At 70.5% G+C, this 24509-nt stretch carries 21 protein-coding genes; 3 read left to right on the forward strand and 18 right to left on the reverse strand.

The window, feature by feature from the left end:
• Positions 1 to 50: 50 nt before the first annotated feature.
• The 9 genes from cydC to ACVKXF_RS12875 all read right to left on the reverse strand — a co-directional run bounded on the left by cydC (position 51) and on the right by ACVKXF_RS12875 (position 10203).
• Positions 51 to 1793 carry a thiol reductant ABC exporter subunit CydC gene (cydC, locus tag ACVKXF_RS12835; protein ID WP_456795930.1) on the reverse strand — a complete coding sequence of 581 codons (1743 nt, stop codon included), beginning with the start codon at positions 1791 to 1793 and terminating at the stop codon, positions 51 to 53.
• Entirely contained in the window at positions 1790 to 3478 is a 1689-nt protein-coding gene (gene cydD / locus ACVKXF_RS12840) for a thiol reductant ABC exporter subunit CydD (RefSeq protein WP_456795931.1), read from the reverse strand. Before cydD ends, cydC begins: the two co-directional genes overlap by 4 nt.
• A 10-nt stretch (positions 3479 to 3488) precedes the next feature.
• On the reverse strand, positions 3489 to 4493 hold the full coding sequence (gene cydB, locus ACVKXF_RS12845; protein ID WP_340196989.1) for a cytochrome d ubiquinol oxidase subunit II: 1005 nt from the start codon (positions 4491 to 4493) through the stop codon (positions 3489 to 3491).
• Position 4494: 1 nt separating this feature from the next.
• Positions 4495 to 5907 (reverse strand): cytochrome ubiquinol oxidase subunit I, encoded by a 1413-nt coding sequence (locus ACVKXF_RS12850; RefSeq protein WP_222660775.1) that lies wholly within the window; start codon positions 5905 to 5907, stop codon positions 4495 to 4497.
• 274 nt (positions 5908 to 6181) lie between these two features.
• Positions 6182 to 7102, reverse strand: a complete 921-nt coding sequence (locus tag ACVKXF_RS12855) for an ABC transporter substrate-binding protein (protein ID WP_340196991.1) — start codon at positions 7100 to 7102, stop codon at positions 6182 to 6184.
• Positions 7099 to 7827, reverse strand: coding sequence for an ABC transporter permease (locus tag ACVKXF_RS12860; RefSeq protein WP_123313146.1), 729 nt, complete (start codon positions 7825 to 7827; stop codon positions 7099 to 7101). The genes ACVKXF_RS12855 and ACVKXF_RS12860 overlap by 4 nt, the downstream gene beginning before the upstream one ends.
• The gene (locus ACVKXF_RS12865) at positions 7824 to 8540 is read right to left on the reverse strand and encodes an ABC transporter permease (protein WP_123312918.1); all 717 of its coding nucleotides are present in this window, start codon (positions 8538 to 8540) and stop codon (positions 7824 to 7826) included. Before ACVKXF_RS12865 ends, ACVKXF_RS12860 begins: the two co-directional genes overlap by 4 nt.
• Positions 8537 to 9460: an ABC transporter ATP-binding protein gene (locus ACVKXF_RS12870; protein WP_123312919.1), complete on the reverse strand. Its 924-nt coding sequence runs from the start codon at positions 9458 to 9460 to the stop codon at positions 8537 to 8539. The genes ACVKXF_RS12865 and ACVKXF_RS12870 overlap by 4 nt, the downstream gene beginning before the upstream one ends.
• 212 nt (positions 9461 to 9672) lie before the next feature.
• Positions 9673 to 10203: a TetR/AcrR family transcriptional regulator gene (locus ACVKXF_RS12875; protein ID WP_395871788.1), complete on the reverse strand. Its 531-nt coding sequence runs from the start codon at positions 10201 to 10203 to the stop codon at positions 9673 to 9675.
• Between the two features lie 256 nt (positions 10204 to 10459).
• On the opposite strand from ACVKXF_RS12875, the gene ACVKXF_RS12880 reads away from it, so the two are divergent.
• Entirely contained in the window at positions 10460 to 11524 is a 1065-nt protein-coding gene (locus ACVKXF_RS12880; protein ID WP_111085765.1) for an App1 family protein, read from the forward strand.
• Positions 11525 to 11621: 97 nt separating this feature from the next.
• On the forward strand, positions 11622 to 13559 hold the full coding sequence (locus ACVKXF_RS12885; RefSeq protein ID WP_456795932.1) for a glycoside hydrolase family 15 protein: 1938 nt from the start codon (positions 11622 to 11624) through the stop codon (positions 13557 to 13559).
• A 102-nt stretch (positions 13560 to 13661) separates the two neighbouring features.
• Here the strand turns inward: ACVKXF_RS12885 and ACVKXF_RS12890 are convergent, their stop codons facing one another.
• The 6 genes from ACVKXF_RS12890 to ACVKXF_RS12915 form a co-directional block, all read right to left on the reverse strand.
• Positions 13662 to 15035 carry a glucose-6-phosphate dehydrogenase gene (locus ACVKXF_RS12890; RefSeq protein WP_456795933.1) on the reverse strand — a complete coding sequence of 458 codons (1374 nt, stop codon included), beginning with the start codon at positions 15033 to 15035 and terminating at the stop codon, positions 13662 to 13664.
• A gap of 207 nt (positions 15036 to 15242) precedes the next feature.
• Positions 15243 to 15659 carry a cytochrome c oxidase subunit 4 gene (locus ACVKXF_RS12895; protein ID WP_123312922.1) on the reverse strand — a complete coding sequence of 139 codons (417 nt, stop codon included), beginning with the start codon at positions 15657 to 15659 and terminating at the stop codon, positions 15243 to 15245.
• A gap of 4 nt (positions 15660 to 15663) precedes the next feature.
• Positions 15664 to 17400 (reverse strand): aa3-type cytochrome oxidase subunit I, encoded by a 1737-nt coding sequence (gene ctaD, locus ACVKXF_RS12900; protein ID WP_173168381.1) that lies wholly within the window; start codon positions 17398 to 17400, stop codon positions 15664 to 15666.
• Positions 17401 to 17411: 11 nt separating this feature from the next.
• Positions 17412 to 18314: an aa3-type cytochrome oxidase subunit II gene (ctaC, locus tag ACVKXF_RS12905; protein ID WP_222661289.1), complete on the reverse strand. Its 903-nt coding sequence runs from the start codon at positions 18312 to 18314 to the stop codon at positions 17412 to 17414.
• Between the two features lie 267 nt (positions 18315 to 18581).
• Entirely contained in the window at positions 18582 to 18953 is a 372-nt protein-coding gene (locus ACVKXF_RS12910) for a HesB/IscA family protein (protein ID WP_123312923.1), read from the reverse strand.
• 58 nt (positions 18954 to 19011) lie between these two features.
• The gene (locus ACVKXF_RS12915) at positions 19012 to 20457 is read right to left on the reverse strand and encodes a M20/M25/M40 family metallo-hydrolase (RefSeq protein WP_456795934.1); all 1446 of its coding nucleotides are present in this window, start codon (positions 20455 to 20457) and stop codon (positions 19012 to 19014) included.
• A 53-nt stretch (positions 20458 to 20510) separates the two neighbouring features.
• Between ACVKXF_RS12915 and ACVKXF_RS12920 the strand changes: the two genes are divergently transcribed.
• Positions 20511 to 21086, forward strand: a complete 576-nt coding sequence (locus ACVKXF_RS12920; RefSeq protein WP_456795935.1) for a DUF3043 domain-containing protein — start codon at positions 20511 to 20513, stop codon at positions 21084 to 21086.
• Positions 21087 to 21538: 452 nt separating this feature from the next.
• On the opposite strand, the gene ACVKXF_RS12925 is transcribed toward ACVKXF_RS12920, so the two are convergent.
• Genes ACVKXF_RS12925 through hisD form a run of 3 tightly spaced genes read right to left on the reverse strand, consistent with a single transcriptional unit; the run spans position 21539 to position 24493 of the window.
• Positions 21539 to 22606, reverse strand: a complete 1068-nt coding sequence (locus tag ACVKXF_RS12925; RefSeq protein ID WP_395871853.1) for a quinone-dependent dihydroorotate dehydrogenase — start codon at positions 22604 to 22606, stop codon at positions 21539 to 21541.
• Between the two features lie 5 nt (positions 22607 to 22611).
• Positions 22612 to 23172: a transcriptional regulator NrdR gene (nrdR, locus tag ACVKXF_RS12930; protein ID WP_456795936.1), complete on the reverse strand. Its 561-nt coding sequence runs from the start codon at positions 23170 to 23172 to the stop codon at positions 22612 to 22614.
• Positions 23173 to 23185: 13 nt separating this feature from the next.
• The gene (hisD, locus tag ACVKXF_RS12935; protein ID WP_456795937.1) at positions 23186 to 24493 is read right to left on the reverse strand and encodes a histidinol dehydrogenase; all 1308 of its coding nucleotides are present in this window, start codon (positions 24491 to 24493) and stop codon (positions 23186 to 23188) included.
• Positions 24494 to 24509 lie beyond the last annotated feature (16 nt).

Here is a 24509-nt window from a genome sequence, read left to right on the forward strand (position 1 = left end):
GGTCGTCAACGATACAAGCCGGGAGGCCCGTCCCGCGTCCGCCCGTCGGCTCACCCGGCGAGCAGGCGCCCGTCCCGCATCCGCAGGGTGCGGTCGACCAGGTCCGTGCTGACCGGCACGTGCGACACGATCACGATCGTGCGGCCCGCTGCGCGGGCCGTCGTCACGAGGTCGCGCAGGACGGCGTCGCCGAGGTCCGGGTCGATGTCCGCCGTGGGTTCGTCGAGCACCAGCACCGGGAACGCGTGCAGGAGCGCGCGGGCCAGGGCGAGGCGGTGCGCCTGACCGCCGGACACCAAACCGCCGCGCTCCCCCACCGACGCGTCGAGCCCGCCGCGACGCCCGACCCACTCGCCGAGGCCGACCCGGTCGAGCACCGCGAGCAGCTCGTCGTCGGTGGCGGTCTCGTGGGCGAACAGCAGGTTCTGCCGCACGGACTGGTCGAAGACGAACGGGTCCTGCTCGATGAGCCCGATGCGGGCACGGACGGCGTCGGGGTGCATGTCCTTCGCCGAGATCCCGTCGAGCGTGTACGAGCCCCGGTGGTCGACGAACCGCACGAGCGCGTCGACGAGGGTGGACTTCCCCGCGCCGCTCGGCCCCTCGAGCACGACGACCTCGCCGGGCCGCAGGTCGAGCGAGACCCCGTCGACCGCGGGTGCCGTGGCTCCCGGCCACTGCACGGTCAGGTCGCGCAGCGCCACGGTGACCGATCCGGACACCGCCAGTTCGGCGGGGTCGGCGTCCTGCTCGGGTTCCGGCACGATGCCCGCGGGCACCTCGGCCGGGACGACCTGCTCGACCCGCTCGGCGGCGGCACGCACCCGGCGGAGCGTGAGGACGGCGAGCGGTACGCCCCCGATGACCTCGAACAGCGCGAGCGGCACGAACACCGTCAGCGCCCAGAGCGGGCCGTCGAGCGCCCCGGCCACCACGGCGGGTGCGCCGACGGCCAGGATCCCGATGACCGCCGCGCCGCCGAGCAGCCCGACCAGGGCGCCGACGAGCGACTCGACCGTGCCGCGACGACGCACCGCTCGGGTGACGCCGGCGTCGAGACGGGCGATGTGCGCCAGGCGCTCGTCGAGGGTGCCGTAGGCGGCGAAGACGTCGAGCGTCCGGACGGTGTCGAGCACGAGGTCGGCGACCCGGCCGCGGTCCGCCGCGGTCTCGCGATCGGAGCGCTCGGCGATCGAGCGTGTCACGACCGACCCGAGCAGCGCCGCGACCGCCAGGGCCAGCACGAGCACGAGGGCGGCCGGCACCGACACGAACGCCACGGCGACGACGGACAGCACGGCGACGACCCCGGCGGACACCAGCGGTCCGACGACGCGGATGGGCAGGTCCTGCAGCCGGTCCGTGTCGGTGACCAGTCGGGTCATCAGGTCGCCGCGGCCGGTGCTCCCCAGCCCCGCCGGCGCGACCGAGGCGAGCCGCCGGTACATCTCGGTCCGCACCACCGCGAGCTGGCGGAAGGACGCGTCGTGCCCGGCGAGCCGGTCGACGTAGCGCAGCGCCGCCCGGCCGAGGGCGAACGCCCGCACGCCGACCATCACGAGGGTCAGGTACAGGATCGGCGGGTGCTCGGCGGCACGGGTGATGAGGTAGCCGCTCGCGGCGAGGAGCGCCACGGCGCAGACCGCGCTGAGCGCGCCGGCGGCGACGGCCTTCGCCCATCCCGACCCGTGCGGCAACGCGAGGCGCAGGACGGAGCCCCCACGGGCCTCCCGGGACAGCGCCCACTGCCGGGACAGCGCCCGCTGCCGGGACGAACTCCGCTGCCGGCTCATGCGCGCGCCCCCGTCCGGACGGTGACCGAGCCGCCGGTGCCGATGTCGACGCGGACGTCGGCCGCGGCGACGACCGCCGGTCGGTGGCTGGCGACCACGACGACTGCTCCGTCGGCTGCGAGGCCGCGGATCGCGGCGACGACACGGGCCTCGGCCTCGGCGTCGAGCGCCGACGTGGGCTCGTCGAGCAGCACCAACGGCGTGCCGTTCCGGCGGGCGCGGTACAGCGCGCGCGCGATGGCGACGCGCTGCGCCTGCCCGCCGGACAGGCCGCTGCCCCCGGCGCCGATCGGGAGGCCCGGGTCGACCTCCAGCCCGGCGTCGCGCAACGCGGTCCGCACGTCCGCGGCATCGGGGGTCGCGCTGAGCGCGACGTTCTCGGCGACGGTCCCGCGCACGAGGCGGGGGCGCTGGTCGGCCCAGGTCGTGCGCTCGGTGGCGGTCGTGCCGGCGGTACCGGGCACGACGACGGTGCCGTCGTGCGGCAGGACGCCGCGGAGCGCGGCGATCACGCTCGACTTGCCCGAGCCGCTCGGCCCGGCGAGGACGACGACGGTGCCGGGACCGGCGCGCAGGTCGAGCGGGCCGATCACCACGTCCGGCCGGCGGACGGTCAGTCCGTGCACGGCCAAGGCCGTCGCAGCCGGGGCGGCCGCCGCGGTGTCCGCGCCCGCGGCCTGCCTGCCGACGGTGTCCGGCCCGTCGTTCGGCGCGGGGTCCGTGTCGTCGGCGAGGACGTCGAGGACCGCTGCCGACGCCTCGACGCCGTCCTGGGCGGCGTGGAAGTCCGCGCCGACCTGACGGATGGGGGCGAACGCCTCGGGAGCGAGGACCAGGACGAACATCGCCGCCCCGAGCCCGAGCGAGCCGTCGACCAACCGGATGCCGATCGACACCGCGACGAGGGCGACGGACAGGCTCGCGGCGAGCTCGAGGGCGAACCCGCTCACGAAGGACAGCCGGAGCACCCCGAGCGTGCCGCGACGGTACTCGTCCGTGACGGCACCGATGCGGCCGACCTGGCGGCGGGCTCGACCGAAGACCTTGAGCGTGGACAGGCCCTCGACGGCCTCGAGGAAGGCGCCACCGAGCTTCGCGAGGGCATCGGACTGCTTCCGCTGCAACGCCTGGGTCGCGAGCCCGATCAGGATCATGAACACCGGGATGACCGGCAGGGCGAACAGGATGATCAGCCCGCTCGTCAGGTCACCGAGGCCGATCGCGACCAGCAGCAGCGGCGTGGCGATCGCGGTCAGCGCGAGCTGCGGCAGGTAGCGGCCGAAGTAGGAGTCGAGCGCGTCGAGCCCCGGCCCGAGGGTGGTGGCGAACCCCGCGCTCGAGCGGCCCGCCAGCCAGGACGGACCGCGCTCGGCCGCGCGGGCGAGCACCGTCGTGCGCATCTCGCTCTTCACCTTCGCCGCGGCGCGTGCCGCCAGGTCGTCGGTCGCCCACGCCGCCACCGCACGGAGCACGAACGCTCCGCCGAGCAGTGCGAGGGCCTGCCCGAAGGCGTCCGGGACACGGCCGACGTGGACCGCGTCGATGCCGAGCGTCACGGCGCCGGCGATCCCCCACGCGATCGCGATGGTCGCGACCGTGCGGAGGACGCCGGTGCCGGCGGCCGCGACGATGAAGCCGCGCGCCGTCCGCGACAGGCGCAGGAGTCGCGGGTCGAGCGGCTTCACCGTCGCCTGCCTAGTGCGCGGCCTGGGTGACCTGGGCCCGCGAGACACGCTTGCGGAACACCCAGTAGGTCCAGGCCTGGTAGGCGAACACGAGGGGGACGAAGATCAGCGCCACCCAGCTCATCACGGTCAGCGTGTACGAGCCGCTCGAGGCGTTGTACACGTTCAGGCTGTTCGCCGGGTCGTTGGTGGCGGGCATGACGTCCGGGAAGATCGCCGTGAACATGGCGAGCACGATCGCGGCGATGGTGACCGCCATCAGCGTGAACGCACGGCCCTCCTTGCCCCAGGCGTTGCAGAGCACGGCCAGGACCAGCGCGAGCGCCGCGACCACGGAGAGCACGAGCGAGGCCGGGGTCGCCCGGACGAACGCCATCCAGACCAGGAACGCGGCGCCGACGAGGATCGTCAGGATGCCGGCCCGGGTCGCCAGGCGCTTGGCGCGCTCGCGGATCTCGCCCTCGGTCTTCAGCGCGACGAACACGACGCCGTGCGTGAAGAACACCAGCAGCGTGGCCACGCCGGTGAGCAGTGCGAACGGGTTGAGCAGGTCGAACAGCGTGCCCGTGTAGTTGTGCCCGGAGTCCATCGGGATCCCGCGCACCACGTTGCCGAACGCGACGCCCCAGAGGAACGACGGCACGGCGGACCCGACGATGATCATCAGGTCGAAGCGGCGTTTCCACTCGAGGTGCTTGTTCTGGTGCCGGTACTCGAACGAGACGCCGCGCAGGATGAGTGCAGCGAGGATGAGCAGCAGCGCCAGGTAGAAGCCGGAGAACATCGTGGCGTACCACTCGGGGAACGCCGCGAACAGGCAGGCGCCGGCGACGATGACCCAGGTCTCGTTGAGGTCCCAGACCGGGCCGATCGTGTTGATGAGCACCCGACGGTCGGTGTCGTCCTTGCCGAGGAAGGGCAGGGACATGCCGACACCGAAGTCGAAGCCGTCGAGGACGAAGTAGCCGACGAAGAACACGCCGACGATCGCGAACCAGAGAACAGGGAGGTCCATCTCAGTACACCGTCACTTCGTGCTTGACCTCGCCGGTCTCCTCGTCGACCGCTGCCGGTGCGGCAGGGCCCTCTTGCGCGACCTTCTTGATGAGCTTGAACTCGACCACCGCCAGCGAGCCGTAGATCACGGTGAACACGATGAGCGAGATGAGGACCTCGAGCCCGGTCACGTTCGGCGAGACGCCGTCGCTGGTCTTGAGCAACCCGAACACGAGCCACGGCTGGCGGCCCATCTCGGTGAAGATCCAGCCGACGATCATCGCGGCCATCGGGAGCGGGACGGTCCAGGTGGCGACGCGCCAGATCCAGCGCTTCGTCGGGAAGCGGCCCTTGCGGGTCAGCCAGAGGCCGGCGAGCGACACCACGACCGCGCCGACGCCGAGCGCGATCATCCAGCGGAACGACCAGTAGGTCACCCAGATGATCGGCTTGTAGTCGCCGGGCCCGTACACCTGCGTGTACTGCGCCTGCAGGTCGTTGATGCCCTCGACCGTGCCGTTGAAGGTGTGCGTCGACAGGAACGACAGCAGGTACGGCACCCGGATCGAGAACAGTTCGTGCACGCCGTCGGGGGTGCCGAGGGTGAAGATCGAGAACGAGGCGTCCTTGCCGGTCGCCGTGTTGTACAGCGCCTCGGCCGCCGCCATCTTCATCGGCTGCGTGTCGACCATCGTCAGGCCGAGCTGGTCGCCGGTGAGCACCGTCAGGGCGCCCGCAGCGACCATGGTCCACATGCCGAACTTCAGCGCCGGCATCATCGTCTCGAGGTTCTGGTTGCGCGCCAGGTGGTACGCGGCGACCGAGATGATGACCGCAGCGGCGACCATGAAGCACGCGAACAACGTGTGCGGGAACGCCGCGAGGGCCACCTTGTTGCCCAGGACCGCCCAGATGTCGGTCAGCTCGGCACGCCCCTTGGCCTCGTTCATCGAGAACCCGACCGGGTGCTGCATGAACGCGTTCGCGGCGATGATGAAGTACGCCGACATGATCGTGCCCGCGCTGACGCACCAGATGCTCGCCAGGTGCAGCCCCTTCGGCAGACGGTCCCAGCCGAAGATCCACACACCGATGAACGCCGCCTCGAAGAAGAACGCCAGGATCCCCTCGAGCGCGAGGGGCGCCCCGAAGACGTCACCGACGAAGCGCGAGTAGTTCGACCAGTTCATGCCGAACTGGAACTCCTGCACGATGCCCGTCACGACGCCCATCGCGAAGTTGATGAGGAAGATCCGCCCGAAGAACCGGGTCAGCTGAAGGTAGTGCGCTCGACCGGTCCGGTACCAGGCGGTCTGGAACACGGCCACCACGGCGGCCATGCCGATCGTCAACGGGACGAAGAGGAAGTGGTAGATGGTCGTCAGACCGAACTGCCACCGCGACAGGATGAGCGGATCGAGGAGGTCGGTCATGCGGCACTTCCCAGTCGGGTCGCCGCGCGCAGTCGGTGCACGTCAGTGTCTTCCTGTGGAACGGATACATCAGATGTCACAGCCGTTGGGACCCTTCAACGGTACCGCGCCACCACCCACTTCGACAACTTGTAGAAATGTTCCGTGCACGAACGTGCAACGGCAGTGATCGGCACAACCGTGCGGCACGGATGTGCCGATCGGCACCGCCGGGAACGACGACAGGCGCCGGGCAGTTGCCCGACGCCTGTCGTCTAACTCGCAGAGACTGCTGTTACAGCAGGCCCTCGTCCGTCAGGAACTCCTTGGCGATGGTGGACGCCTTCTCCTTGTCCGCCGTGCTCTTGGTGTTGAGCTCGATCAGGGCCTCGGGGGTGAGCTTCTCGTTGACCGAGTCGATCGCGTCCGCGGCCTTGTCGTTCACCTTGTCGGAGACGACGGGGATGACGTTCTGCGGCAGGATGAGGTTCTCCGGGTCCTCGAGCGTGACGAAGTCGTTCGCCTTGATGCTCGGGTCGGCGCTGTAGATGTCGGCGAGCTGGACGGTGCCGTCCTTCAGCGCCTTGACCGTCAGGGCTCCGCCGGAGTCCTCGACCGCCTTGAAGTCGACATCGACGCCGTAGACCGACTTCAGGCCCTTCGGACCGTACGGACGGGTCTGGAACTCGGAGTTCGCGCCGACCGTGAGCTTGGACTTGACGTCCTTCAGGTCGGCCAGGCTCGTCACGTCGTTGTCCTCGGAGAACTGCTTCGTGACGGTGTAGCTGTCCTGGTCGGTCGCCTCGGCCTCGTCGAGGACCCGGAGGCCCTTCGGCAGCGCCGTCTCGAGGCCGTCGTCGATCTCGTCGGCGGTCTTCGCCTTGGAGTCCTTGTCGAAGTACTGCAGCAGGTTGCCGCTGTACTCGGGCATGACGTCGATCGCGCCCTTCTCGAGCTGCGGGATGTAGACCTCGCGCTGCCCGATGTTGAAGTTGCGCTCGACCTCGAAGCCGTTCTTCTCGAGGACCTGTGCGTAGAGCTCGGCGATGATCTCGTTCGAGTAGTACTGCTGCGAGCCGACGACGATCGTCTTCGAGTCGGACGACGCGCTGGAGCCGCTGTCGAGCGGGTCGCTCGACGCGCAGCCGGTCAGGGCGGCGGCGACGCCCAGTGCGAGCGCTGCTGCGACGCCCGCACGGATCTTTGCTGTGATCACGATGGATTTCCTTCCGGGATGGGATTGCGGGCTCGCTCGCGCGATCCCTGGCGCTGCCGGGCCGACGGGTCGGCGGTGCCCTTGGGCACCGACGCCCGCTGCAGCACGGCGAACACGATCTCGAACGCGATCGCGAGTGCGATCACGAGGATGGAGGCGCCGAGCATCTCGGCGTAGTCCTGGGTCTTCAGACCGAGGAAGAAGTAGCCGCCGAGGCCGCCGGCACCGACGTAGGCGGCGAGCGTTGCCGTCGCGACGACCTGCAACACGGCCGCGCGGAACCCGCCGATCAGCAGGGGCAGGCCGAGCGGGACCTCGACCTTCCACAGGATCTGCCAGCCCGTCATGCCCTGCGCCTTCGCGGCGTCGACCGTCACGGGCTCGACCGACTCGATGCCCGAGTAGGCACCGGCCAGCACCGAGGGGATCGCCAGCACGACGAGCGCCAGGAGCGGCGCCTGCAGTCCGATGCCGAGCAGGAGTCCGAACAGGGAGAGCACGCCGAGCGTCGGCAGTGCCCGGATCCCCCCGGACACGGCGATCGAGAAGCCCCGTGCGCGGCGTGTGTGGCCGATGGCGTACCCGATCGGCACCGCGATCACCGAGGCGATCACGACGGCGAGCAGGGTGATCCAGACGTGCTCCCAGAGCCGTCCGGGGATCGCGTTGTAGCCGGAGTAGTTGGTGGGGTCGAAGACCCAGGCGAAGGCCTGTCCGATGATCACGAGGAGACCTCCGCGGTCTGCAGCACGCGGCGGGCCTGTCGGCGCGACACCGAGGCCGTCCGGGTCCACGGCATCACGATGCGGCCGAGCAGCACGAGGAGACCGTCGAGCACGAACGCCAGCACGAGGACCATGACGATGCCGGAGATGATCTCCTCGTAGATGCCGCGGCCGAGTCCGTCCGTGAACAGCGACCCGAGGCTCTGGATGCCGAGGACCGCGCCGACGGTGGTGAGCGAGATGGTGGAGACCGACACCACCCGCAGCCCGGCGAGGAGCACCGGCCCGGCGAGCGGCAGTTCGACGCGGAAGAACCGCTGCGCCGACGAGTACCCCATGGCGGTCGACGCCGACTTCGTCCCGGAGTCCACCGACGTGAGCCCGTCGACCGTCGACCGGACCATGAGGGCGAGGCCGTACAGCGTCAGGCCGATCACCACGTTGACCGGGCTCTGCAGACCGGTGCCGATGATGCCCGGCAGTGCCACGAACAGCGCCAGCGACGGGATCGCGTAGAGGAGTCCGGCGAACGTCACGATGCCGCTGCCGACGCCGGAGGCGAGGCGCGATCCGCCGGGGCGCTGGAGCCGGACGACGAGCCAGCCGATGGGGATGGACAGCAGGAAGGCGATGATGATCGGCGGGATGGCGATGGCCAGGTGCGCGACTGTGGCGTCACGGATCGTGTCGAGGTTCGCCAGCACCCACTTCACCGGGTGCCTCCACCCTGCGCCGGAGCACCCGGGGCGTCCTGCGACGCTCCGGCCTGGTTCGAGGTGGGGTCGGCCTGCACCGCGGCGGCGGCGTCGACGACGTTGACCGGTCCGGTGAGGACCCCGGCGGCGCGCCCGTCACCGTCGACGACGATCGGGCCCGTGGGGGTGTGCTCGACGCGCAGCGACCGACGCCCACGACCCACGCCGATGAAGTTCGCGACGAAGTCGTCGGCCGGCTCGGCCAGGATCTCGGACGGCGTGCCCTGCTGGGCGATCTCGCCGCCCTTCTTCAGGATGACGACCTGGTCGCCGAGCTTGAACGCCTCGTCGATGTCGTGCGTGACGAACACGACGGTCTTGCCGAGTTCGCGCTGCAGGCGGATGAGCTCGTCCTGCAGGTCGTTTCGGACCAGCGGGTCGACGGCGCCGAAGGGCTCGTCCATGAGCAGGATGTTCGGGTCGACGGCCAACCCGCGGGCCACACCGACACGCTGCTGCTGCCCGCCGGACAGCTGGGACGGGTACCGGTCGGCGAACGCCCGGTCGAGTCCCACGGTGTCCATGAGCTCGAGCGCACGAGCGCGGGCGTCGGCCTTCGACGCCCCCGTCAGCAGGGGCACGGTCGCGATGTTGTCGACGACCTTGCGGTGCGGCAGCAGACCGGAGTTCTGCATGACGTACCCGATGCTCCGACGGAGCTTGACCGGGTCGACGCCGGAGACGTCGGAGCCGTCGATCTGCACGGAACCCGAGGTGGGGTCGACCATCCGGTTGATCATGCGCAGCAGCGTCGTCTTGCCGCACCCGCTCGAACCGACGAAGACGGTGGTGGTCCGGGACGGGATCACGAGGTCGAAGTCGTCGACCGCGGTGGTGCCGTCCGGGTAGGTCTTGCGAACCGAGCGGAACTCGATCATGGGTGCCCTTCTGTTCGGAGGTAGCCCGACTCCGGATGAGAGTACCCGTGGGTGCCGACATCGGTTCGGTGTGACGAACCGTGACCGCCCCGCGGCGGCGACCGGTGCGGTGAGCGGACACCGCGCACGACGCATCCAGCGGGGACGACGACGCCCGCGCCTCCTGTTCGGAAGCGCGGGCGGATCGGATCGCTCGCGGCGTGTCGAGCCGGTCAGCCGGCGGCGACCACCGACTCCATGTGGGCACGGCTCATCGCGCGGTACTCGGCGATGAGCGCTGTGTCGGGGTTCGCACGGTCGCGGTGCGCCCGCGCGAGCACGGCGTGTCCGGACTCGGCCAGCACCACCCAGGCCCGCGCGATGCGCTCGTCGTCGGGCAGACCGAACCGGTCGCGCATGATCTGCCCGACGGCGGCACCGAGCGCCCCCATGCGGTCTTCGGCGTCACCGGTCCCGGTGTCCGCGGTGTCGCCGAAGCGGATCGCGCGGAAGCCCGGCTCGGTGCGGTAGAGCTCCGCCGTCTCGTCGATCAGCGCGTCGCAGGCCTGCTGCCAGGTCTCCGCGCCACTCGCGTCGAGCGCCGCGACGAAGCGCGCCGCGAGGCGCTGCGTGCAGCGGATGGCGAGTGCCTCGACCACGGCGATGCGGTCCGGGAAGTAGCGGTAGACGGTGCCGATGGACGCCCCGGCCCGTTCGGCGACCATCGCGGTCGTGAGTCGTTCGAACCCGATCTCGTCGATCACCGCGGCAGCAGCGTCGAGCAGACCCGCGAGGCGCGCCGAACTGCGGGCTTGGACCGGCTCGTTCCTGAGCAGTGATGATCCCCCCGGCAGAGCGTTCGTTACCTCGGTGACGAGCACGTGTTCTCCTCTTGCGCTCCAGCGCGGTTGGTTGGTGTGACGAGGACGATTTTCGCAGAGACCGGCTGGAACATGGCTGCGACTCACCACAGGCACCCTGGGACGTGGACTTCCGGGTCGTGCATGGGATGATGGGGCGATGCCCGACCCGACGCCCCACGAGCCGTCGTTGGCCGAGCCGCTCCTGCACCGCGCGGCCCGCATCGAGGACGCCGTCCAGGAGTTCCGCGAGCACCGTGCCCGAAGCCGTGGCCTGGTCCCGACCGTCGTCCCCTACACGGGCTACGGCGCCCCCGGATGGGTCCGGATCCTGTGCCGTGTGCTGCTGACCCGCCGCGGTCTCGCCTCCGACGTCTCGTACGCCGGCGTCCGCGGGTGGAAGAGCTTCACGAGCGTCGCGGTCGACCACGCCGAGGTCACCGTCACCGCCGGCGGGGTCTCGCACGTCGTCGAGACCGACCGCGGTGGGGTCGTCGACACCATCGTGCCGATCGACCTCGAACCGGGCTGGCGCACCGTGCGCCTGTCGGCCGGCGGCGGCCGCGACGTCGAGGCCGACGTGTTCGTCGTGCACCCCGACACCCGCTTCGGCCTGCTGTCCGACATCGACGACACGGTGATGGTCACCTCGCTCCCCCGCCCGATGCTGGCCGCCTGGAACTCGTTCGTCCTCACCGAGCACGCCCGCCGCCCGGTGCCGGGCATGTCCGTGCTGTACGAACGCGTGCAGGCGCAGCACCCCGGCTCCCCGACGGTGTACCTGTCCACCGGTGCCTGGAACGTCGCCCCGACGCTGCAGCGCTTCCTGACCCGCAACATGTACCCGTCGGGCACGCTCCTGCTCACCGACTGGGGCCCCACGCACGACCGCTTCTTCCGGAGCGGGCAACTGCACAAGCAGCAGAACCTCCGACGTCTGGCGAAGGACTTCCCGGACGTCCAGTGGCTGCTCGTGGGCGACGACGGCCAGCACGACGAGTCGCTGTACGGCGAGTTCGCCCGCGAGCACCCCGAGAACGTCGCGGGCGTCGCGATCCGACAGCTGTCCACGAGCGAGGCGGTCCTCGCCGGTGGACGCTCCCGGGCGCAGGAGCGCTCCCGCGACACCTCGGCGCCGTGGGTCTACGCACCGGACGGCGCCGGACTCTGGTCCGAGCTCGCGCGCGTCGGCCTCGCCGAGGCGGACGCCTCCGACCCGGCCTGAGCGAGGTTTCAGGCGCACCGACGGCACGCGGCCGGCAGACGGCCGGCGACCCGGCCGCTCATCCCCCGCGCTCGGCCACCGGGTGTTCGATCGGGGCATGAGCACCGACACGGACCCGGACCGGACCGCCGACGCCGAGCGTCCACCAGCGACTCCCTCGACTCCTCCGAACCGCATCGAGGACCACGCCGTCATCGGCGACACCTCGACCGCCGCGCTCGTCGGCCGCGACGGCACGATCGACTGGGCGTGCCTGCCGCGCTTCGACAGCACCGCGACGTTCGCCTCGCTGCTCGGCACCGAGGACCACGGGCACTGGACGCTCCGCCCGACCGACCCCACGGCGACCGCGCACCGGAAGTACCACGGCGACACACTCGTCCTGTCGACGGTGTGGACCACGGCGAACGGGGTCGTCGAGGTGACCGAGTTCATGCCCGTCGGCGCGCACCGGCCGTCCATCGTCCGCCGTGTCCGCGGGCTGAGCGGCACGGTCGAGGTGCAGCAGACCTTGCGCATCCGGTTCGACTACGCCCTCGCCCTGCCGTGGGTGCGCCAGATCGGCGGCGACGAGGACCCGGCACTGCTCGCCACCGCCGGCCCCGGGTCGGTCATCGTGCGCGGCCCGCGGTTCCGGGCGTCGGACCACCGGCACACGGCCACCGCGACGATCCACGACGGCGACGTGCTCGACACCGTCCTCACCTGGTACCCCTCGCACCGCGAGCCCCCGGCGCCCGTCGACGTCGACGCCGAGCTCCACCGCACCGTGGCCTGGTGGACGGACTGGATGGCGACGGCGCGCACCGAGGGTCGCTACGCCGACGCCGCCCGCCGCTCCCTCCTGCTGCTCCGCGCCATGACCCACGGCGAGACCGGCGGCGTGGTGGCCGCCGTGACCACCAGCCTGCCGGAGGACCCGGGCGGCGAACGCAACTGGGACTACCGCTACGTGTGGCTCCGCGACGCCTCGCTCGCCCTCGCCTCGCTCATCGCGCACGGCTACCGCGACGAGGCGGCACACTGGCGCGGCTGGCTGCTCCGTGCCATCGCCGGCGACCCCGCCGACGTGCAGATCATGTACGGCATCGCCGGGGAGCGCGAACTGCCGGAACGCGAGCTCCCGCACCTGCCCGGGTACGCCGGCTCGACGCCCGTCCGGGTCGGCAACGGCGCGTACACGCAGTACCAGGGCGACGTGTTCGGCGAGGTCCTGGCAGCCCTGCACGACGCCCGCGAGCTCGGGGTCGAGGAGAACGCCGACTCGTGGGCCCTGCAGCGCGCCCTGCTCGGCTACGTCGAGGAGCACTGGCAGGAGCCCGACAACGGCATCTGGGAGATGCGCGGCCCGCGACGGCACTTCACGCACTCGCGCGCGATGATCTGGGCCGCGTTCGACCGTGGGGTCGCGGCGGTCGAGGAGTTCGGTCTCGAAGGGCCCGTCGACCGCTGGCGCACCCTGCGCGACCAGGTGCGGGCCGAGATCGAGGAGCACGGCTGGAACGCCGCCCGTGGCAGCTACCGGCAGCACTACGACACCGACGAGGTCGATGCGAGCCTGCTCGTGCTGCCGCAGATCGGGTACGTCTCCGCCCACGACGCCCGGATGGCGGGCACCGTCGCCGCCATCGAGCAGGACCTGTCCACCGGCTCCGACGGCCTCGTGCTGCGGTACCGGACGTCGTCCGGGTTCGACGGCCTCACCGGCGCGGAGCACCCGTTCCTGGCGTGCTCGTTCTGGCTGGTCGAGCAGTACGCGGCCTCGGGACGGATCGACGACGCCGAACGCCTCATGGACGTGCTCGTCGGGTACGCGAACGACGTCGGGATGCTGTCCGAGGAGGTCGACGTCACCACCGGCCACCACGTCGGCAACACGCCGCAGGTGCTGTCCCACCTGACGCTCGTGTCCGCGTCGGACGCCATCGCCCGGGCGCGGGGCGCCTCGACCGGGCACCGCACGCGGCTGCCCGTGCACGACGGTGGCACCCGCTCGTGGACCGGCGAAGGCGAGCGCGCCGGCGGACCCGCCTGATGCGGTGGTCCCGACCACGGAACGGACGGGAGGCACGGTGCCAGCTGGCACCGTGCCTCCCGTCCGCTGTTCCGCCCGTTCAGGGCGCGACGGTCACGTCCGTCAGGACGACGACTCCCAGTCCGCCGGGCCGCGCGAACCCGCGCGGTACTCCTCGAGCGGGACCTCGTCGGCCTTCCAGGCCTTGACGACCGGCTCGACGATCTCCCAGCAGCGCTCGGCCACGTCGCCGCGGATCGAGAGCAGCGGGTCGTCGTGGAAGATGCCGTTCAGGACCTCGCCGTAGGGGGTCAGCTCGCCGTCGCTGAACGAGGACGACAGGGTGACCTGTCCCATCTCGAACGGGTTGCCACCGCCGTTGGCCGACACGGTCAGCTCGATCTCGTCCGGGTTCAGGACGATGCGCAGCGTGTCCGCCTTCGGGCGACCGCTCAGGCCGGAGGGCAGGCGGGTGACCGGCCTGAAGGTGATCAGCACCTCTTTCCGGCTGTTGCCGAGGGCCTTGCCGGACCGCAACGTGAACGGGACGCCCTTCCAGCGGGCGGTGTCGACCTCGACCGAGATCTCGGCGAGCGTCTCGGTGCTCCGCGACTTGTCGACGCCGTCCTCGTCCTGGTACGACGGCAGCTCCTTGCCGTCGATCGTGCCGGCCGTGTAGACGGCGCGACGCGACGCGATCTTCGGGTCGCCGCCCTTGAGCTCGGTCGAACGGAGCACCCGGGCCAGGGACGAGCGGAACTCGACCGAATCGATGTCCGCCGGGGCGTCCATCGTCACGATGCCGAGGATCTGCAGCAGGTGCGACTGGATCATGTCCACCATCGCGCCGGCCTCGTCGTAGTACTGGGCGCGGTTCTCGAGACCGAGGGTCTCGTCGTAGAAGACGTCGACCTTCTCGATGTTGTCGGCGTTCCAGATCGGCTCGAACAGGCGGTTCGCGAAGCGCAGACCGATGATGTTGAGGACCGTGGTGCGTCCGAGGAAGTGGTCGGTGCGGTGCACGCGCTCTTCGGGGACGAGCTTCAGCACCGTCTCGTTGAGGGCCCTGGCGCTCGCGACGTCCGTGCCGAACGGCTTCTCGAAGGCCAGCGTGGTGCCCGCGGGGAGCTCCACGTGCTCGAGCGCCTCGCAGATGTCGGAGGCGATCTGCGGCGGCAGGGCGAAGTACAGGATCGGCTCGGCCTCGGCCGCGTCCAGCAGGGCTTTGAGGTGCTCCGGGTCGGTGGGGTCGCCCTGGATGAACTGGGTCGACGCGAGCGTGGCGTCGACCTCGGGTCCCTTGACGTCCTGCGACGCGAAGGACTTCGTGACGATGTCCTTCCACTGCTCCTCGCTGCGGGCGCTGCGGCCCGTGCCGATGAGCTGGACGGGAACCGCTCGACCGCTCTGCAGGAACGTGCCGAGGCCCGGCAGCAGCAGGCGGGAGGCGAGGTCGCCCGTCGCGCCGAAGATGATGAGGGTGCGCTTGTCGGTCACCTGAGGTGACTCCTTTCGCTGTGGTGGGGAGGTCCGCTCCAGTCAAGCCGCGGGCGGGCCCGTTTGTTCCGGATCGGGGACCGGAGTTCGTGGGGCGCTGCGGCGTGCAGCGCCGGGTCGTGTGCTGTGGTGTGCAGCGCCTGGACGCACTTCGGGCGGCACCGGATGTGGTGCCGCCCGAAGTGTCAGGTGCGTTGCAGCGTCAGGTCAGTGCCCGAAGTTGCCGCGGTAGTACTCGTAGACCCAGCCGACCAGGGTGACCGCCACCAGGGCGAGGCCGATCGGGACGATCCACAGCCCGGCTGCGACGCCGAGGAAGCAGACGGCGACCGCTGCTGCCAGCAGGATCGGCCACCACGACCAGGGGCTGAAGTGCCCGAGCTCGGCGTCGCCGTCCTCGATGTTGGCGTCGGGACGGTCCTCGGGCAGCACGCCGCCCTGGGAGGCCATGACCTTGCCGAGGTAGAAGGCGATGAACGCCGACATGATGCCGGTCAGGCCGATCGCAACGGTGCCGACCCACTCCGGGCGCCCGTAGTAGAGCAGCGCCCAGATCGTGTACGCGGCGTCCGCGAGGATGAAGAACCCGAAGAGGATCCAGAACAGGTTGGTGTTCGCGCGCATCGGCTTACTTCACCTCGCCCTTCGCGGCGTCGTAGGTCGGGGCATCCGGGGCGTCCTTCGCGGGGCCGACACCGATCGGCACACCTGCCTCGGGGTGGTTCAGGTCGAAGGCCGGGGACTCGGAACGGATCCGCGGGATCGACGTGAAGTTGTGGCGGGGCGGCGGGCAGCTGGTGGCCCACTCGAGCGAGCGGCCGTAGCCCCACGGGTCGTTCACGGCGACCTTCGGTGCGTTCCGGGCCGTCACGTAGACGTTGAAGATGAACGGCAGGAACGAGATCGCGAGGATCATCGAGCCGATCGTCGACAGCTGGTTCATCCAGGTGAAACCGTCGTTCGGCAGGTAGGTCGCGTAACGACGCGGCATGCCGATGACGCCCAGCCAGTGCTGGATGAGGAACGTGGTGTGGAACCCGATGAACAGGAGCCAGAAGTGGATCTTGCCGAGGCGCTCGTTGAGCATCTTGCCCGTCCACTTCGGCCACCAGAAGTAGAAGCCGGAGAACATCGCGAAGACGACGGTCCCGAAGACCACGTAGTGGAAGTGCGCGACGACGAAGTACGAGTCGGACACGTGGAAGTCGAGCGGCGGCGACGCCAGGATCACACCGGTGAGGCCACCGAACGTGAACGTGATGAGGAAGCCGACGGCCCACAGCAGCGGGGTCTCGAAGGTCACCGAACCGCGCCACATCGTGCCGACCCAGTTGAAGATCTTCACGCCGGTCGGGACCGCGATGAGCATCGTCATGAGCGAGAACCAGGGCAGCAGGACGCCACCGGTGACGTACATGTGGTGCGCCCAGACCGTGACCGACAGGGCCGCGATCGCGATGGTCGCGTAGACGAGGGTCTTGTACCCGAAGATCGGCTTGCGGCTGAAGACCGGGAAGACCTCGGACACGATGCCGAAGAACGGCAGCGCGATGATGTACACCTCGGGGTGCCCGAAGAACCAGAACAGGTGCTGCCAGAGCAGGGCTCCGCCGTTGGCCGGGTTGAAGATCTGCGCGTCGAACACGCGGTCGAGGCCGAGGCCGAACAGCGCGGTGGCGAGCACCGGGAAGGCCATCAGCACGAGCAGGGCCGTCACGAGGGTGTTCCAGGTGAAGATCGACATGCGGAACATGGTCAGACCCGGGGCACGCATCGTGATGATGGTGGTGATGAAGTTCACCGCGCCGAGGATCGTCGAGAAGCCGGTCATGCCGAGTCCGAAGACCCAGAGTGTGCCGCCGAGCCCTGGTGTGAACGTCGTGTCACTCAGTGGCGCGTAGGCGAACCACCCGAACGAGGCCGCACCCTGCGGGGTGAGGAAGCCACCGACCGCGATGAGCGAGCCGAACAGGTAGAGCCAGAACGCGAAGCCGTTGAGTCGCGGGAAGGCGACGTCGGGAGCACCGATCTGGAGCGGCATGATCGCGTTCGCGAAGCCCGAGAACAGCGGCGTCGCGAACATCAGCAGCATGATCGTGCCGTGCATCGTGAAGAGCTGGTTGTACTGCTCCTTCGTCGCGACCACGTGCAGGCCGGGCTCGAACAGCTGGGCGCGGATGACCAGGGCCATCACACCTGCGAGCAGGAAGAAGACGAACGACGCGATCAGGTACATGTACCCGATGGTCTTGTGGTCGGTGGAGGTGATCCACCGGACGATGATGTTGCCCTTCCGGCCCACCTTCGACGCCTGGAAGTCCGGCGAAGCAGTCTGGGTCGGTTGGCCGACGAAAGACGTTGTCATCTGACGAGCCCCTACTTGTTCTCGCTGGACGCCTCGACCGGCGCCTTGTTGTTCGGTTCGTTCGTGTTGGTGTTGTACTCGTCGCCGAGGAGCCCGACCTTGCCCTGGTCCTTCAGGGTGTCGAGGTAGTCCTGGTACTGCGCCGGCGTGACGACCTTCACCTGGAAGAGCATGAGCGAGTGGTACTCACCGCAGAGCTCCGCGCACTTGCCCTGGTACGTCCCGAGCTTCTCCGGGATGAAGTACTCCCAGTTCGTCTTGCCGGGGAGCATGTCCTTCTTGTACAGGAAGTCGATGATCCAGAAGGAGTGGTCGACGTCGCGCGAGGAGAGCTCGATCGCGACCTTCTTGCCCTGCGGCAGGTAGAGGGTCGGCAGCTGCGACTCGTCGATGGCGCCCTTGGCGTTCTCTTCTTCCTGGGCCTGGATGCCCTGGTAGTAGACGCTGTCCTCGGGGTTGTCCTTGTTGATGTAGTTGAAGTCCCACGCCCAGCGCTTGCCGTACACGTGCACGGTGGCGTCTGGGTCGTCGAACGGCTTCTCGATCGCGGCCTGGTCCTTCGCGGTGAAGGCGAAGAAGCCGAGCACCAGGATGAGCGGCACGATCGTGTAGAAGATCTCGAGCGGCATGTTGTAGCGCATCTGCACGGGCAGGCCGGTCTGGCCCTTCCGGCGGCGGTACACGATGGCGGCCCAGATGATCAGGCCCCAGACGATGAGACCGACGGCGAGGAGCACCACCCAGCTGGTGGTCCACAGGCCGACGATGCGGCTCGTGTGGTTGGTGACGTTCTTCGTCTCCTCCGTGCCGGGGAGCCATCCGTTCATCTGCTGCTGCGTGCAGCCAGCCAGTGCGATGACCAGACCGACGGCCACCGGGACGGCCGCCCAACGTATACGGCGATTCGAACGCACTGTTACCTCTCGCAAAGACGTGAGCTCGGAGCCGAACCCGCCGAGCCGCACGAAGGCGACACTTGGCTGGCTCCCAGCTTGATTGGAACACTCCTAGCTTACTCGCAGCTCGCCACCGCTCGTGCACACCCGACACGCTCATCGCCGCGATCCGCACTCCTGACCGGCCGTTTTCCCCGGTCACGCTGCGACCAGGTGCACCGACGAACGCGAGCGGGGAGCGACCGTGTCGGTCGCTCCCCGCTCGCGTGTCGGATCGGCTGGCGATCAGTGGAAGCTGTCACCGCACGCGCAGCTGCCCTGCGCGTTGGGGTTGTCGATCGTGAAGCCCTGCTTCTGGATGGTGTCCTCGAAGTCGATCGTCGCGCCGTCGAGGTACGGGACGCTCATCTTGTCGACGACGACCTCGACCCCGTCGAACTCGGCGGTGACGTCACCGTCGAGCAGGCGCTCGTCGAAGTACAGCTGGTAGATCAGGCCCGAGCAGCCCCCGGGCTGGACGGCGAGGCGCAGGCGGAGGTCGTCGCGGCCCTCCTGCTCGAGGAGACTCGCCACCTTGCCGGCCGCGGCGTCGCTCAGGAGGACGCCGTGCGAGGCTGCCTCGGTCGCCGGTGCGTCGGTGGTGATGGTGTCGCTCATCGCGCGTCTCCCTCCGGGCGGTGCGGTTCACCGCGCCTGGCGTCGATTGTAAGCACCGTCAGCTGCGCGTCGCGAGCCTGGCGAGCAGGATCGCCTCGGACGCGATGGCCCGGTGCAGGACGCCGAGGTGCTGCGACTCGTTCGGGCTGTGGGCGCGGGTGTCCGGGTCCTCGACCCCGGTGACCAGGATCTGGGCCTCCGGGAACTCCGCGGCGAGGTCCGAGACGAACGGGATCGAGCCGCCGATGCCCTGCTCGACCGCCTCGGCACCCCAGCCCTCGCGCATGGCCGTGCGTGCCTCCTGGACGGCCCAACCGGCCGTGTCGACGAGGAAGCCGTCGCCGCTGTCCGGTTCGGTGATCTCCATGCGGGCGCCGAAGGGCACGTGTGCCCGCAGGTGCCGCTCGACGGCGGCGTACGCCTCGCGCGCGTCCTGGCCGGGCGCGACCCGGACCGAGACGCGGGCCGAGACGGACGGCAGCAGCGTGTTCGAGGCGTTCGCGACGCTCGGCACGTCCATGCCGGTCACGGTGATCGACGGCTGGAACCACATGCGGGACAGGACCTCGCCGGTGCCGATCGGCCGGACGCCCGCCACCAGGGCCGCGTCGACGGCGAGCTCGTCGTCGGTGCGCGACGGGACGTCGGCCTCGTACGAGGTGAGCCCCTCCACCGCGACGGAACCGGCGTCGTCGTGCAGCGACGCGAGCAGCTTCACCATCGGGATCATCGCGTCCGGGGCCGCTCCCCCGAACATGCCGCTGTGGCTCGCGTGCTCGAGGGTCGTCAGGGTGAGCCTGAACGTGACGTTGCCACGGAGCGAGACCGTGATCGACGGCACGTCCACCGACCAGTTGTCGCTGTCGGCCACCACGATGACGTCGGCGGCCAGGTGCTCCTTCTGCTCGCGCAGGAAGGTGCGGAAGGACCGGGAGCCGAACTCCTCCTCGCCCTCGACGAACAGCACGACGCCGAGGTCGAGGTCGTCACCGAACTGCGCGTGGATCGCCCGCAGCGACGCGATGTGGGTCATCACGCCGGCCTTGTCGTCCGAGGCGCCGCGCCCGTACAGACGGTCGCCGCGGAGGGTCGGCTCGAACGGCGGGGTCTCCCACAGTGCGTCGTCGCCCTGCGGCTGCACGTCGTGGTGGGCGTAGAGCATCACGGTCGGCTTGCCGTTCCGGGCCGGGCGGACGGCGAGCACCGCGGGCTGGCCGAGCTCAGCGCCGGAGGTCTCGGCGTCGGCCGTGTCCCCGTCGACGGCCGACCGCACGATCCGCACGTCGTCGGCGCCGAACACGCCGGTGGACCGCGCCAGGTCCGCCACGGCCTCGGCGCTCGCCCGCACGTTCGCCGGGTCGAACGCCGACCACGACACCGACGGCAGACGCACCAGGGCAGACAGATCCGCGATCGTCGTGGGCAGTGCACCCTGCACCTGTTCGCGCAGGGCGTCGAGGAGCGCGGGGTCGGTCGCGGAGCTGGGCTGTGCGGTGTCGGTCATGCCCGGTAATCTAGAGGACGATCCCGCACGCACAACGCCGTTAGGAACGCACCGTGGCGAAGGCAGCCCCCAAGACCAACACGACCGTCAACCCGACCGAGGAAGAACTCCTCGAGCAGGGCAAGGGCCGCCCGACGCCGTCCCGCCGTGAGCGCGAGGCCGCGAACCGCCGTCCCCTCGTCGGCAACTCGCCGGTCGACAAGAAGGCCGCCCGCGCGCGTCTCAACTCCGAGCGCGAGCGTGCCCGGGTCGGCATGGCCAACGGCGAGGAGCGCTACCTGCCGGCGAAGGACCGCGGTGAGCAGCGTCGCTTCGTCCGCAACTGGATCGACGCGCGCTGGAACGTCGGCGAGATCATGATGCCCGTGCTCGTGCTGTTCCTGATCGTCGGGTTCGCCGCTTCGCAGACCGCGATCGCGTCGTACTCACTCCTGCTCGTCTGGGCGTTCGTGGCCCTGTTCGTGCTCGACTGCGTGGTGCTCTGGCTCTCGATGCGCCGCAAGCTCACCACCAAGTTCGGCGAGATGCAGCGCGGCACGTTCCTGTACATCCTGACGCGGGCGTGGCAGCTGCGGTTCCTGCGCCTGCCGAAGCCCCAGGTCAAGCGCGGGCAGTACCCCGCCCTCTGACCCCAGCGCCGCTTTCCGAAGCGCCGTCCGGCCTCGCCGGGCGGCGCTTCGTCGTTCCGGAGCCCGCGGCTCGGGTTTAGATTCGGGGCCCGGGCCCCGCGACTCGCCGCATGCGTGCCGCCGAGGTTCCACGACCCGCCGCGTGCGTGCCGCCGAGGTTCCACAGCGGCCCCGCTGGCGCGGCGAGGTTCCGAAATCTCGGAACCTCGCTGGCCGCATCCGGGCGTGGCGACGCACCGGCAGACGGGAGGCACGGGGCGGGGTCGCACCGTGCCTCCCGTCCCAGGCGTGGTCGGCGAGGTTCCGCGACTCGCCGCGTGCGTGTCGTCGAGGTTCCACGAACGGCCGCTATGGGCCGCGAGATGCCGAGATTTCGGAACCTGGAGGGACGGCGGAGTCGGGACGGCGGAGTCGGGACGGTCGGGCGGGCGGGCACGCCCGCGCCCCCGCGCTCAGCGGGCGGCGCGACGCAGCCGCTTGCGGCGCAAGCGGTTGATGCGGGTGGCCCAGCTCGGCCCCTCGTAGAGGAACGCCGTGTAGCCCTGCACCAGGGTGGCCCCGGCGTCGATGCGGTCCTGCACGTCCTGCTCGGTCGTCACACCGCCGACGGCGATGACGCAGAACTCGGCCGGCACCGCGGCGCGGACGCGACGCAGCACCTCGAGCGAACGCGCTGCGACGGGCGCGCCGGAGAGTCCGCCGGCACCCATGGCCTCGACGTCGGCCGGGTCCGCGGTGAGTCCTGATCGGGAGATCGTCGTGTTATTGGCGATGATGCCGGACAGGCCGAGCGACACCGCGAGGTCGGCGATGGCGTCGACCTGCTCGTCGGTCAGGTCCGGCGCGATCTTCACCAGCACGGGCGTGTCACCGGCGGCGTCGCGGACGGCGGACAGCAGCGGGCGGAGCTGGTCGAGTTCCTGCAGGCCGCGCAGGCCGGGCGTGTTCGGGGAGCTGACGTTGACGGCCAGGTAGTCGGCGAACGGCGCGAGGCGACGCGTCGACTCCAGGTAGTCGTCGATGGCGTCCTCGACGGCGACGACGCGGCTCTTGCCGATGTTCACGCCGATGACGGGCCGGCCCGGGTTGCGGCGGGCGCGCTCGAGGCGTCGGGCCGCAGCGCCGGCGCCGTGGTTGTTGAAGCCCATCCGGTTGATGAGCGCGCGGTCCTCGATGAGCCGGAACAGGCGCGGACGCTCGTTGCCCGGCTGGGGCTTCGCGGTGATCGTGCCGACCTCGACGTGCCCGAAGCCGAGCAGGCCGAGGCCGCCGATGCCGCGGGCGTCCTTGTCGAACCCGGCGGCGAGGCCGAAGCGGGACGGGAAGTGGATGCCCATCGTGGTGATGCCGTCGGCGGCCGAGGGCCGGGAGTAGCGCTCGACCAGGCCGCCCACGAACGGCACGTGCGGCAGGGCCTTGATGACGGCGAACGCCAGGTGGTGGGCCCGCTCGGGGTCCATCTTGGCGAAGACCGACCGGAAGACGACGGCGTACCCGGAACGGACCAGGCCTTCCGCGATGCCGCTCACGCGCCGGCACCGGCCGACGAGCCGGCGGCACCCGCCGACGCGCCGGCACCGGCCGACGAACCGGCGGCACCCGCGGCCGAACCGGCGGCACCCGCCGACGCGCCCGCAGCGTGGTGGTCGCGGCGGAGCTGGCCGATGGCGTCCTCGAAGTCCTCGAGCGAGTCGAACGCCTGGTAGACGCTGGCGAACCGCAGGTAGGCGACCTCGTCGAGCTCCCGGAGCGGCGCGAGGATCGCGAGGCCGATGTCGTTGGCGTCGATCTGGCTCGAGCCGGACGACCGCACGGTCTCCTCGACGCGCTGCGCGAGCACGGCCAGGTCGCCGTCGGTGACCGGGCGCCCCTGGCAGGCCTTGCGGACGCCGGAGACGATCTTGTCGCGGCTGAAGGGTTCGGTGACGCCGTTGCGCTTGACGACGTTGAGCGACGCGGTCTCGGTGGTCGAGAAGCGTCGTCCGCAGTTCGGGCACTGTCGACGGCGGCGGATGGAGGTTCCGTCGTCGCTCGTCCGTGAGTCGACGACGCGGGAGTCCGGGTGGCGGCAGAAGGGGCAGAACATGTCGTCGCCCAGGCTATCGGTTCGTGCGCTCCGTCACGGCGGCACCGTGCGCGGGGAGCTGCTCCTCGGTCGACAGGGCGACGATGTGCGCGGCGACCCCGTCGAGCGCCGACGCCGAGTAGCGGACGACCTGCTGCGGCCGCAGGAACGTGGACGCGGACAGGCCGGACCCGAAGCGCGCCTGACCACCGGTCGGCAGCACGTGGTTCGAGCCGGCCAGGTAGTCCCCCAGGCTGACGGGCGTGCTCGGTCCGACGAACACCGCTCCGGCGGCGTCGATGTCGGCGAGCACCGCGTCGTCGTCGGCGGTCTGGATCTCCAGGTGCTCCGGTCCGTACGCGTTGCTCACGGTCGCGGCGTCCGTGAGCGAGTCCACCAGCACGATCGCGGACTGCGGTCCGTCCAGGGCGGTCTGGAGGCGCGCAGCCGTCCCGAGCACCGCCGTGCGCTCCGGGATGGCGGCTTCCACCGCATCGGCGAACGTCGCCGACGTCGTCACCAGCACACTGCCGGCCTGCTCGTCGTGCTCGGCCTGGCTGATGAGGTCGGCGGCGACGAACCCGGGGTCGGCGGTCTCGTCCGCGATCACGAGTATCTCGGTGGCGCCGGCCTCGGCGTCGATGCCGACGACCCCGCGAACCAGGCGCTTCGCCGCGGCCACGTAGTTGTTGCCCGGACCGGTGACCAGGTCGACGGGCTCGAGGTCGATCGCGGGGACGCCGTACGCCAGCGCGCCGACCGCGCCGGCACCGCCCATCGCGTAGACCTCGTCGATGCCGAGCAGCCCGGCCGCGGCCAGGATGGTCGGGTGGACCGCACCGCCGTGGTCGCGCTGCGGCGGGGACACGAGCGCGATCGAACGGACCCCGGCGACCTGTGCGGGGACGACGTTCATGACGACGCTCGACGGGTAGACGGCCTTGCCACCGGGGACGTAGAGCCCGACACGGCGCATCGGCTGCCAGCGCTGGTGCACCTCGGCGCCGTCGGCGAGCGTGGTGACGGAGCCGGCCGGCACCTGCGCGGCGCTCGCGGCACGGACACGACGGATGGCTTCGTCGAGCGCTTCCCGCAGTTCGGGGGTCAGCCCGGCGACGGCTGCCGCGATCTCGGCGACCGGCACCCGGACGTTCGCCGGGGCGCCGCCGTCGAAGCGTTCGGCCTGGTCGCGCAGCGCGTCCGCTCCGCGGTGTCGGACGTCCTCGACGAGCTCGCGGGCGGCGTCGACCGCGTGCGAGACGTCGCCCACGGCGCGCGGCATGAGTCGGAGGAGTTCGGCACGGGCGGGCAGGCCACCACGGAGGTCGATTCGCTGCATCATCAGGGGACAAGCCTAC

Source organism: Curtobacterium sp. PvP017 (assembly GCF_054060195.1).